Source organism: Pantoea sp. CTOTU50773 (assembly GCF_032082325.1).
Classification (GTDB): Bacteria; Pseudomonadota; Gammaproteobacteria; order Enterobacterales; family Enterobacteriaceae; genus Pantoea; species Pantoea communis.
In genome coordinates this window covers 1-11,391 of the sequence record NZ_DAMDQC010000141.1, presented here as the reverse complement: position 1 = coordinate 11,391, position 11,391 = coordinate 1, and the positions used below count along the sequence as shown (strand labels likewise).

The following is an 11,391-nucleotide window of genomic DNA, read 5'->3' as shown; positions in this document are numbered from 1 at the left end:
CGCGGTGAAGGTTAGGCCTACAGCGTCCTCCGCAATCTGCGTGAGCAGCAACTTAACGAACTGAAGAAATATGCGGTGTTCGCCAAAGTCACCATCGCTGCCGATGATGATGCAGTGCTGCTGGGTGTGGCCGGTTTTCAGGCACGCACGGCACTGGCTGATGTGTTTGCCACCCTGCCGGATGCAGAAACACCGGTGGTACAACAAGGCGAGAGCACGCTGCTGTGGTTTGAACACCCCGCCGAACGTTTCCTGCTGGTGACCACGCTGGCTCAGGCAGAAACGTTGAAAGAGAAGTTAGCCGGTGCTGCACAGTTCAATGACAGCACGCAGTGGCTGGCGCTGGATATTGAAGCGGGCATTCCGGTGATTGAAACCGCCACCAGCGCGCAGTTGATTCCGCAGGCAACCAACCTGCAGGCACTGGATGCGATTAGCTTTAAGAAAGGCTGTTACACCGGTCAGGAGATGGTGGCGCGAGCTAAATTCCGCGGGGCCAACAAGCGTGCGCTTTACTGGCTGGCGGGCAGCGCCAGCAAAGTACCGCAGGCTGACGGATCGATGGAGCTGCAAATGGGCGACAAATGGCGTCGTACCGGCACCGTATTGAGCAGTGTGCAGCTGGATGACGGTAGCGTGTGGGTGCAGGTGGTGATGAACAACGACCTGGAGCCGGACAGTGTGCTGCGCGTGGAAGGTGATGAAGGCGGGAAACTGACGATTCAGCCACTGCCGTATTCATTGGTCGATTGATTTGCATTCCAGGTGCGCATGAATGCGCACCTTAAGTAACCCCGCATGTTTCCCCGTAAGGTCGCCATTTATGGCGACTTTGTCGAAAGTCACACCCGGTGGTGGCACTTTTTATATCAACCGCTCAGTAAGCTCAGGCGACATAAAAATAGATCGCGCAGAAGTGCAACACGCTGCCACCCAGCACAAAGCCGTGCCAGATGGCGTGATTGTATGGAATACGCCGTGAGACATAGAAAATCACCCCCAGCGAATAGACAATCCCGCCCGCAGCCAGCAACCACACACCTCCGGCTGACAGCCTGGTCGCCAACTGATAAATCACCACCAGCGACAGCCAACCCATGCTGAGATAGGTGAACAGAGACAGCGCTTTAAAGCGGTGTGCAATCGTCAGTTTAAAGATGATGCCTGCCAGCGCCAGGCTCCAGATCACCACCATTAACCCTCGCGCCAGCGGTGATTTCAGTCCCACCAGCAGGAAAGGCGTATAAGTGCCCGCGATCAGTAAATAGATCGCACAGTGGTCAAATTTCTTCAGCCAATATTTCGCTTTTTGGTGCGGAATGGCGTGATAGAGCGTTGAGGCGAGGAACAGTAAAATCATGCTGCCGCCATACAGACTGTAGCTGGTAATCGCAATGGTGTCGGCTCGCATTTCAACCGCTTGTGTTAGCAGCAACACCAATCCAACAATGCCGAATATGCAGCCAATTCCGTGGCTAATGCTGTTGGCGATCTCTTCGGCTACCGAGTAGCCCTGAGCAAGTATACGATTCTGTGCCATGCGCTAACATCCTGGAAAGAGGGTTAAGAACTGTGTTTTTTATCAACATCAGGGTAACCGGGAAAAATTTCAGAGTACACATGTACGCTAAAATAATTCTATGACAGGCGTGTGACAAATGGCCGATGGCAGCGCCGTTGATCACGCTGCCTCACTGTCGGATAGTCAATCAGAAGATTAGCGGCCACCTGCCGCATCAATAAAGGTGCCGGTGACGTAAGAAGCGGCATCACTTGCCAGCCAGATAATCGCGGCGGCGATCTCTTCAGCCTGCCCCCCGCGCTGCATTGGCAGTGAGCTGGCAACACGATCAACTCTGCCTGGTTCCCCCCCATCCGCGTGCATCTCGGTATAGATTAAGCCCGGACGCACGCTATTGACGCGAATGCCCTGCGCCGCCACTTCCAGCGATAAGCCTTTGGTCAGCGTATCCATGGCCCCTTTTGACGCTGCGTAATCAACATACTCGCCCGGCGCACCGAGACGCGCTGCCGCTGAGGAGACATTGATGATCGAACCGCCCTGCCCGCCGTGTGCGGTGCCCATGCGCTTGACCGCTTCACGACAGCAGATAAAGGTGCCCGTAACGTTGGTGGCGAACACGCGCTGAATACGTTCCGCATCGAGATCTTCTACGCGGCACTGCGTAAACAAAATTCCGGCATTATTGACCAGCACGCGCAGGTTGCCTGGCTGCTGATCAAGCTGTTGGAACATGTGCACGACCTGAGCTTCATCGGCGATATCCGCCTGCACGGCAAAGGCGCTGCCGCCCTGTGCTTCGATCTCAGTCACGACCTGCTGAGCTTCAGTGGCGCGCTTACGATAGTTAACTGCAACACGATAACCCGCCTGCGCCAGCATCAAGGCTGTTGCGCGTCCAATGCCACGGCTACCGCCGGTGACTAATGCCAAATCCATGTTGCCTCCAAATAGAAAAAGGGCCGATTTCTCGGCCCTTAGATTAGGGATCAAAATGTGTTTAGCCAAAATAATTTGAGTTGCACAAGGCAGCAGGCCCCACCCTTCCCGCAAGCCCATATAAGGCCGTGAGCGAGGTGAATGAGTGCCGCCAATACAACGGCGGCCCTGAGCATAACGGCTAAATTATTGGTATTCGCTCATTGGAACACAGGAGCAGAACACGTTGCGGTCACCAAACACATCATCCAGACGCTTCACGGTTGGCCAGTATTTGTTGGCGCTACCTGCCGGGAACACCGCCAGTTCGCGAGTGTACGGATGCGCCCACTCGCCAACGATCTCCATCTGAGTATGAGGTGCATTTACCAGCGGGTTATCGTCAGCGGGCCATTCGCCATCGGCGACGCGGTCGATCTCCATGCGGATGGAGAGCATTGCATCGATAAAGCGATCCAGCTCGATTTTGCTTTCTGATTCCGTTGGCTCAACCATCAGTGTTCCGGCCACCGGGAAGGACATGGTTGGCGCGTGGAAGCCGTAATCGATCAGACGTTTGGCAATATCCAGCTCGCTGATACCGGTCTGTTCTTTCAGCGGACGAATATCGAGAATACATTCGTGCGCCACACGGCCATCGCGACCTGCATACAGGATTGGATAAGCCGATTGCAGACGGCTGGCAATGTAGTTGGCATTCAGAATCGCTACCGAACTCGCCTGCTTCAGACCTTCCGCGCCCATCATACGGATATACATCCAGCTGATTGGCAGAATCGAGGCACTACCGAATGGTGCGGCAGAGACCGCACCTTGCTGCGTCAGCACATCATCAATTTGCACCACGCTGTGACCCGGTACAAACGGAGCCAGATGCGCTTTCACACCAATCGGTCCCATACCTGGGCCGCCACCGCCGTGCGGAATGCAGAAGGTTTTATGCAGGTTAAGGTGCGAGACATCTGCGCCGATGTAACCTGGCGTGGTGATGCCCACCTGGGCGTTCATGTTGGCGCCATCCAGGTAAACCTGACCGCCATACTGATGCACGATCTGGCACACTTCACGAATGGTTTCTTCGTACACGCCGTGGGTTGAAGGATAGGTCACCATGATGCAAGACAGCTCATCGCCAACCTGAGCGGCTTTCTCACGCAGATCGCCGAGATCGATGTTGCCTTGTTTATCACAGGCCACCACCACCACTGCCATGCCCGCCATCTGTGCGGAAGCCGGGTTAGTACCGTGCGCAGAACTTGGGATCAGGCAGACATTACGTCCACCTTCGTTGCGACTCTCGTGATAACGACGAATCGCCAGCAGACCAGCATATTCACCCTGCGCACCGGAGTTTGGCTGCATGCAGAGCGCATCGTAACCGGTGAGCTGTACCAGCCACTGTGACAGCTGGCCAATCATCTGCAGATAACCTGAAGCCTGTTCTGCCGGGCAGAATGGATGCAGCTCGGCGAATTCTGGCCAGGTGATCGGGATCATTTCGGCTGCGGCGTTGAGTTTCATGGTGCACGAACCGAGCGGGATCATCGCCTGGTTCAGCGCCAGATCCTTTTTCTCCAGGCTGTGCATGTAACGCATCATCTCGGTTTCGCTGTGATGACGGTTAAACACTGGATGGGTCAGGAACTCGCTTTCACGCGACATGCCTGCCGGGATCGCGCTGTTTTCCGCGGCTACGCTGGTATCCAGAGCATCAATATCCTGACCGTGCGCATCACCCAGCAGAATGGCAAACAGCGTCTGCACATCTTCGCGTGAGGTGGTTTCATCCAGCGTGATACCCACGCCGTTGAGCACGTCACTGCGCAGGTTGACGCCAAAGCTCAGCGCGCGATTCAGCACATCGGCTTTATCGACGACTTCAACCGTTAAGGTATCGAACCAGCTGTTGTGACGCAGCTTCAGTCCACCGTTTTTCAGGCCAGCGGCCAGAATACTGGTCAGACGATGAATGCGCGAGGCGATGCGCTTCAGGCCCGCCGGACCATGATAAACCGCATACAGGCCGGCGATGTTTGCCAGCAGCACCTGTGACGTACAGATGTTGGAGTTGGCCTTCTCACGACGGATGTGCTGCTCACGGGTCTGCATCGCCATACGCAGCGCAGTGTTGCCTGCAGCATCACGTGAAACACCGATGATACGACCCGGCATTGAACGTTTGTGCTCATCGCGGCTGGCGAAGAACGCAGCGTGTGGACCGCCGTAACCCATCGGCACACCAAAGCGCTGAGCGGAACCGAAAACGATATCTGCGCCCTGCTTGCCCGGTGCTTCTAACTGCACCAGCGCCATGAAATCGGCGGCCACGCTCACCACCACTTTGCGGCTTTTCAGCTCGGCAATCAGTGCACGGTAGTCATGCACTTCACCGCTGGTGCCCACTTGCTGCAGCAGCACGCCAAACAGGTCGTCGTGATCCAGCGCTTTGCTGGCGCTGTCGATGATCAGTTCAAAACCAAAGGTTTCTGCACGCGTGCGCACCACATCCAGGGTTTGCGGATGGATGTCTTCGGCGATAAAGAATTTACCGGCATTTTTCAGTTTGCTGACGCGCTTCGCCATCGCCATCGCTTCGGCGGCGGCAGTGGCTTCATCGAGCAGTGAAGCAGAGGCGATATCCAGACCGGTTAAGTCCAACGTCAGGGTCTGGAAGTTCAGCAGCGCTTCAAGGCGGCCCTGCGATACTTCTGGCTGATACGGGGTGTACGCGGTGTACCAGCCTGGGTTTTCCAGCATGTTACGCAGGATAACCGGTGGGGTGATCACGGCACTGTAGCCCATGCCGATCCAGGATTTGTAGATTTGGTTCTGACTGGCAATGGCTTTCAGCTCTGCCAGCGCTTGCTGTTCGGTCGCGGCATCACCGACCGCAGGCGGGCCTGGCAATTGGATGTCGGCAGGCACGATGGCGCTGATCAGTGATTCCAGAGAGCTGGCACCAATCGCTTCCAGCATGGTGGCCTGCTGCGCGGGTGTAGGACCGATATGGCGCTCAATGAAGGCACCGTTGTGTTCAAGCTGGCTGAGAGTCTGGGTCATTTGCAGTAAATCCTGAATCGGGCTGGGTTACAAAAATGGCATTAAATCAGGCAGATAAAAAAGAAGGCGCTGCAATGCAGCACCTCCGATGACTACCGGTTACTCGTCGATAGCGCCTTTATAGGCATCGGCGTCGAGCATCGAATCAAGTTCTGAAACGTCGCTGGCTTTAATACGGAATAACCAGCCTGCGGCGTACGGTTCGCTGTTGACCAGCTCCGGTGCGTCGGCCAGCTCTTCGTTCACGGCAACGATTTCACCGCTCAGTGGTGCATAGATGTCTGAGGCAGCTTTCACGGACTCCGCGACGGCACAGTCATCACCGGCAGCGAAAGTGGCGCCCACATCAGGCAGATCCACAAACACCATATCGCCCAGCAGTTCCTGCGCGTGTTCGGTGATACCCACGGTGAAGGTGCCATTGGCTTCTTCACGCACCCACTCGTGACTATCGCGGTATTTCAATTCATTAGGCACATTGCTCATCGCCATTTCTCCTGAAAAATTACTGAGCGACCGGCTTGCCGGCGCGAACAAAAATCGGTTTGGTGACTTTCACCGGCATTTCACGATTGCGGATCTCTACAATCGCTTGCTCACCAATGCCCGCTGGCACACGTGCCAGCGCGATGCTGTAACCCAGCGTCGGGGAGAAGGAACCACTGGTAATAATACCCTGCTGTGGCTGACCTTGTTCATCGGTGAAACGCACCGGCAAGCCGTTTCGTAACACCCCTTTTTCGGTCATGATCAAACCCACCAGCTTTTCAGTGCCATGTTCACGTTGCGCTTCTAGCGCCTCGCGGCCGATGAAATCGCGATCGGCAGGTTCCCAGCTCACCGTCCAACCCATATTGGCCGCCAGCGGTGAAACGCCTTCATCCATTTCCTGACCGTAGAGATTCATCCCCGCTTCCAGACGCAGCGTGTCACGCGCCCCCAGGCCAGCCGGTTTGACGCCTGCCGCCAGCAGCTTCTGCCAGAAATCAGCCGCTTCACTGTTCGGCATCGCAATTTCATAGCCCGCTTCACCGGTGTAACCGGTGGTGGCGATGAACAGGTTTTCGCTTTGCACACCGAAGAACGGTTTCATGCCCGCTACAGCTTCACGCTGCGCCGCAGTAAACAACGTCTGTGCTTTCTGCTGCGCCTGCGGGCCTTGTACGGCAATCAGCGCCAGGTCGTCACGCTCGGTGAGTTCGACACCAAACGGCTGAGCGTGCTGTTTGATCCACGCCAAATCCTTCTCACGCGTCGCGGAGTTCACCACTAAGCGGAAAAAGTCTTCGGTCATAAAGTAAACAATCAAATCATCAACGACGCCAGCCGAGGCATTCAGCATGCCGGTGTAGAGCGCTTTGCCGGGTTGCGTCAGTTTGGCGACATCGTTGGCCAGCAGATAACGCAGGAATTCACGGGTGCGGACACCGTGCAGATCGACGATGGTCATGTGGGAAACATCAAACATACCGGCATCGTTGCGCACCACATGATGCTCATCCATTTGCGAGCCGTAATGTAGTGGCATCATCCAACCATGGAAGTCCACCATGCGCGCACCGCATGCCTGATGCTGTTCGAATAGAGGCGTTTGCTGAGTCATAACCATCCTGTGAAAACAAGTGAGTGTGACGCGCCTGCGCCGCCTGTACAGGCTGACGCAAACGTTCTCTTTGTGCTGAAGTTACCACCGAACGCGGCGATTAACCATAAGGAAAACGAGGGCGAAACAGTACCACCCTTCAGCACGCACCAAACCCACCACAGCACAATTCACTGCGTTTTTGTGATTAACCGCGCATAAAATACAATTAATAACGATAAACACAGCCTGATAATGGAACACACGCCTCAGTACGGGAAATAGGTCCGGCGAACCCGCGACACCTTCATTAGTTAAAGTAATGCGAATTGGCGAGTAAAATTAGAATAAATCAAACGAGGCGCAATTTGAGTGCAGAGGCGCACCAGAGCAGTGCAGAGGGGTTAAAAACAGTTTAAGTGCGGTTTTTTTACTGACCCGCAGTGTCCCAGCAATCACTACATGAGCAATATCAGGATGGGTTTCAGGTATGACGGCGCAGTGAATCAAGCAAAAAAATGGCGCCTGTATCGGCGCCATTTGAAGAGAGTTTAGCGAATCCAGCTGGGCATATCATTCAGCCCCATGGCCTGCTTCAGCATCATCGGTTTTACGCCCGGCAATGTGTCAGCCAGTTTCAATCCCACATCACGCAGTAGCTTTTTCGCCGGATGGGTGCCGGCAAACAGCTCACGGAAGCCCTGCATACCCGCCAGCATCATTGCTGCACTGTGCTTGCGACTGCGCTCATAACGACGCAGATACAGGTGCTGTCCGATATCTTTGCCTTCCTGATGCAGGCGACGAATTTCACCGATCAGTTCTGCGGCATCCATGAAGCCAAGGTTAACGCCCTGTCCGGCCAGCGGATGAATGGTGTGCGCGGCATCGCCCACCAGTGCCAGGCGGTGCGCGGCAAAGTTACGGGCATAGCGCGCCATCAGTGGGAAGGTTTTGCGCTCGCTTTCAACATGGCACAAGCCGAGGCGCATATCGAAGGCGACCGACAAATGCTGGTTGAATAATGCTTCTGGCATCGACTGCACGCGGGCCGCTTCCTGCGGTGAGAGCGACCAGACGATAGAGCACAGGTGCGGGTCCTGCATAGGCAGGAACGCCAGAATGCCGTCGCCATGGAACACCTGACGCGCAATCGCATCGTGCGGCATATCGGTGCGGATATTGGCGACCAGCGCGTGATGATCGTAATCCCAGAAGGTAATCGGGATATCGGCTTTGTCGCGCAGCCACGAGTTTGCCCCATCCGCGGCAATCAGCAGGCGCGCACTCATCATGCTGCCGTCCTGCAAAGTGACGAACGCTTCGTTGTCGCCAAAGGCCACCTGCTGCAACTGCGCAGGGGCAAATAAGGTGATGTCGCTACACTGGCTGGCGCGCTGCCACAGTGCGCTGTGAATCACTTCATTTTCAATAATATGGCCGAGATGGGATAAGCCTTGCTGCTCATCATCAAAGCTGATGGAACCAAAGCTGTCTTGATCCCACACTTCCATCCCGTGATAGGCACTGGCGCGCAACGCCAGGATACTGGACCAGACATCCAGCTTTTGCAGCAGACGTTCGCTGGCAGCATTGATCGCCGAGACGCGAATCGATGCGGCGCTCGCTGGATCAAATTGTGGCTCAGGTGCTTTCTCCAGCACGGCAACACGCAGGCCGCTGCCCTGTAATCCGCAGGCGACGGCCAGACCTACCATACCGCCACCGGCAATAGCCACATCAAATGTTTGCATTGCTGCCCCTTAATTCATGCTCAACGCTTCACCCAGCCGAGCGTGCGCGCGGCAAGTGGGTTTCGCAGCCATGGCAGATGGTCCATTGCCACCAGCCCAAGATTTCTTCCCGCCACTAAGGGCGCATAACGATTGGCAAACAGCCGCACCAGGCCATCGGTCACGCCGATTGTCGCGGCGCGATCCGGTTGACGGCGTGCAGCGAAGTGCTGCAAAACGCCATAGCCGCCAACATCCTGCTGCTGACGATGCGCGCCTGCCAGCGTTTCCGCCAGCGACATCACATCGCGCAAGCCCAGGTTAAAACCCTGGCCCGCAATAGGATGCAGCGTTTGCGCCGCGTTGCCCACCAACGCCAGGCGATGCGCCACCTGACGCTCTGCGGTTTGCAGCCCCAGCGGATACACTTCGCGCTGGCCGGCATGGGTGAAACGCCCTAAGCGCCAGCCAAACGCCAGCTGAAGCTCGCGCAGGAAAGTTGCATCATCCCACTGTTTCACCGTGGCTTCAGCCTCAACGGGGTGGCACCACACCAGCGACATGCGATTGCCAGACATCGGTAACAGCGCCAGCGGGCCGTACTCGGTAAAGCGTTCAAACGCGCGACCCTGATGCGGCTGCTGCGTGGTGACGTTGGCGATCACCGCCAGCTGCTGGTAATCGTCCCGCTGCCAGCTGATGCCACAGGACGCCGCAAGGGGCGAACGTGAGCCATCGGCTGCCACCAGCAACTCGCCCTGTAGCTGCTCGCCGCTGTTGAGTGTCACCGTGACAGATTCAGCTGATCGCACCACCGTCGTGACGTAATCCGGGCAGCGCAGCGTCACACCAGGCGCACTTTTCAGACGCTGGAACAGGCGCTGGCCCACATCAAACAGCTCAACCACCTGCCCCAGCGCTGGGACCTGATAATCATCCGCCTTGAGCTGCACAAAACCGGTGTGGCCACGGTCAGAGACGTGAATATCCGTGATCGGCGTGCCGCAATCTGCGAGCGAGCGCCATACATCGATATCCGCCAGCTGCTGACAGGTGCCCGCCGCTAACGCAATCGCCCGGCCATCAAAGCCCGGATGTTTGCGGCTATCCGGCAGACTGCGCTCAATGAGCGTGACGGGCAGTTGGCCTTGCGTCAGATGCGAAATCGCCAGCGCCAGGGTTGCCCCGGTCATGCCGCCGCCTGCAATCAAAATGCTCATGCGTGGCGTGCCGCTGCCATCAAGGCTTCAATTGCCTCGGCATCTTTTACTACGCTGTCGGTCAGGTTTTCGTTGCCGTCAGCGGTGATCACGATGTCATCTTCGATACGGATACCGATACCGCGATACTGCGGTGGGACTTTCGCATCCGGCGCAATGTACAGGCCAGGTTCAATGGTCAACACCATGCCCGGTTCGAGAATGCGGTCACGGCTTGGTGTACCGTAATGGCCGACGTCATGCACATCCAGCCCCAGCCAGTGACTCAAGCCGTGCATGAAGAACGGGCGGTGCGCCTGCTCTTCGAACAGCGTATCGATATTGCCTTCCAGAATGCCGAGATCGACCAGACCGGTGATCATGATGTGCACCACTTCGTCATTGACGTCGTGGATGCTGATGCCAGGGCGGAAAATCGACAGCGCTTTGTACAGCGAGGCCAGCACGATGTCGTAAATCTCGCGCTGAGGTTGCGTGAATTTGCCATTAACCGGGAAGGTGCGGGTGATGTCCCCGGCATAACCGTGGAATTCACAACCCGCATCAATCAGCACCAAATCACCATCGCGCATTTCACTTTCGTTTTCGGTGTAATGCAGGATGCAGCCGTTCTCACCCGATCCCACAATGGTGTTGTAAGAAGGGAAACGTGCGCCGTGGCGATTGAATTCATGGTGAATTTCGCCTTCGAGCTGATACTCAAACATCCCCGGACGGCAGGCTTGCATCGCACGAGTATGCGCTAGCGCACTGATTTTTCCCGCACGGCGCAGGATTTCAATCTCAGCTTCGCTTTTGAACAGGCGCATATCGTGCACCCAGGGACGCCAGTCGGTGACAGTGGCAGGCGCGCTGAGATTCTGACGGAAGCCGCGCCGCAGTTTTTCCAACGCGCTGAACACCCGTTGGTCAGCTTCTGCGTACTCACCCTGAGCGTGATACACCACATCAAGCCCGTTGAGCAGCTGATGCAATTGCTCACCGATGTCATCCCACGGTAAAGCGCGGTCAACGCCAAGCTTAGCGGGTGCGGCATCTTGCCCGAGGCGGCGGCCAAACCAGATCTCAGCGGTAAGGTCGCGAACACGATTGAACAGCACGCTGTGGTTATGCTTGTCATCACTTTTGATCAGCACTAGCAGCGCCTGCGGTTCATTGAACCCGGTGAAATACCAGAAGTCGCTGTTTTGGCGGAAGTTGTATTCCGTGTCGTTGCTACGGGTCACTTCCGGTGCAGCGAAAATCAAAGCGGCGCTGCCAGGTGCTATACGGGCAATCAGCGCCTGACGACGTTGCTGCGAAGTATCCAGTGTAATCATGTTTGCACTCCCTGTT

8 protein-coding genes and 1 pseudogene are annotated in these 11,391 nt (G+C 56.3%); 1 reads left to right on the top strand and 8 read right to left on the bottom strand.

Annotation, left to right across the window (positions count from 1 at the left end):
* Nucleotides 1-15 precede the first annotated feature (15 nt).
* A pseudogene (ygfZ, locus tag RT340_RS18230) lies at nt 16-753 on the top strand (tRNA-modifying protein YgfZ); the annotation flags it as partial.
* A 133-nt stretch (nt 754-886) separates the two neighbouring features.
* Here the strand turns inward: ygfZ and trhA are convergent.
* The 8 genes from trhA to pepP all read right to left on the bottom strand — a co-directional run bounded on the left by trhA (nt 887) and on the right by pepP (nt 11,375).
* The gene (gene trhA, locus RT340_RS18225; protein WP_313377434.1) at nt 887-1,540 is read right to left on the bottom strand and encodes a PAQR family membrane homeostasis protein TrhA; all 654 of its coding nucleotides are present in this window, start codon (nt 1,538-1,540) and stop codon (nt 887-889) included.
* A gap of 177 nt (nt 1,541-1,717) precedes the next feature.
* The gene (locus tag RT340_RS18220) at nt 1,718-2,461 is read right to left on the bottom strand and encodes an SDR family oxidoreductase (protein WP_283215630.1); all 744 of its coding nucleotides are present in this window, start codon (nt 2,459-2,461) and stop codon (nt 1,718-1,720) included.
* A gap of 186 nt (nt 2,462-2,647) precedes the next feature.
* The gene (gcvP, locus tag RT340_RS18215; protein ID WP_313377433.1) at nt 2,648-5,521 is read right to left on the bottom strand and encodes an aminomethyl-transferring glycine dehydrogenase; all 2,874 of its coding nucleotides are present in this window, start codon (nt 5,519-5,521) and stop codon (nt 2,648-2,650) included.
* Nucleotides 5,522-5,620: 99 nt separating this feature from the next.
* On the bottom strand, nt 5,621-6,007 hold the full coding sequence (gcvH, locus tag RT340_RS18210; protein WP_313377432.1) for a glycine cleavage system protein GcvH: 387 nt from the start codon (nt 6,005-6,007) through the stop codon (nt 5,621-5,623).
* A 19-nt stretch (nt 6,008-6,026) separates the two neighbouring features.
* Complete coding sequence (gcvT, locus tag RT340_RS18205; protein WP_313377431.1) at nt 6,027-7,124, bottom strand: glycine cleavage system aminomethyltransferase GcvT; 1,098 nt, start codon at nt 7,122-7,124, stop codon at nt 6,027-6,029.
* 530 nt (nt 7,125-7,654) lie between these two features.
* On the bottom strand, nt 7,655-8,857 hold the full coding sequence (gene ubiI / locus RT340_RS18200; RefSeq protein WP_160833073.1) for an FAD-dependent 2-octaprenylphenol hydroxylase: 1,203 nt from the start codon (nt 8,855-8,857) through the stop codon (nt 7,655-7,657).
* Nucleotides 8,858-8,877: 20 nt separating this feature from the next.
* Entirely contained in the window at nt 8,878-10,056 is a 1,179-nt protein-coding gene (gene ubiH / locus RT340_RS18195; protein ID WP_097118030.1) for a 2-octaprenyl-6-methoxyphenyl hydroxylase, read from the bottom strand.
* Nucleotides 10,053-11,375 (bottom strand): Xaa-Pro aminopeptidase, encoded by a 1,323-nt coding sequence (gene pepP / locus RT340_RS18190; RefSeq protein WP_313377430.1) that lies wholly within the window; start codon nt 11,373-11,375, stop codon nt 10,053-10,055. Before pepP ends, ubiH begins: the two co-directional genes overlap by 4 nt.
* Between the last annotated feature and the right edge of the window lie 16 nt (nt 11,376-11,391).

Excerpts from the sequence above, each read along its gene's own strand:
- trhA (WP_313377434.1), bottom strand. The coding sequence starts at position 1,540 with ATGGCACAGAATCGTATACTTGCTCAGGGCTACTCGGTAGCCGAAGAG.
- RT340_RS18220 (WP_283215630.1), bottom strand. The coding sequence starts at position 2,461 with ATGGATTTGGCATTAGTCACCGGCGGTAGCCGTGGCATTGGACGCGCA.
- gcvP (WP_313377433.1), bottom strand. The coding sequence starts at position 5,521 with ATGACCCAGACTCTCAGCCAGCTTGAACACAACGGTGCCTTCATTGAG.
- gcvH (WP_313377432.1), bottom strand. The coding sequence starts at position 6,007 with ATGAGCAATGTGCCTAATGAATTGAAATACCGCGATAGTCACGAGTGG.
- gcvT (WP_313377431.1), bottom strand. The coding sequence starts at position 7,124 with ATGACTCAGCAAACGCCTCTATTCGAACAGCATCAGGCATGCGGTGCG.
- ubiI (WP_160833073.1), bottom strand. The coding sequence starts at position 8,857 with ATGCAAACATTTGATGTGGCTATTGCCGGTGGCGGTATGGTAGGTCTG.
- ubiH (WP_097118030.1), bottom strand. The coding sequence starts at position 10,056 with ATGAGCATTTTGATTGCAGGCGGCGGCATGACCGGGGCAACCCTGGCG.
- pepP (WP_313377430.1), bottom strand. The coding sequence starts at position 11,375 with ATGATTACACTGGATACTTCGCAGCAACGTCGTCAGGCGCTGATTGCC.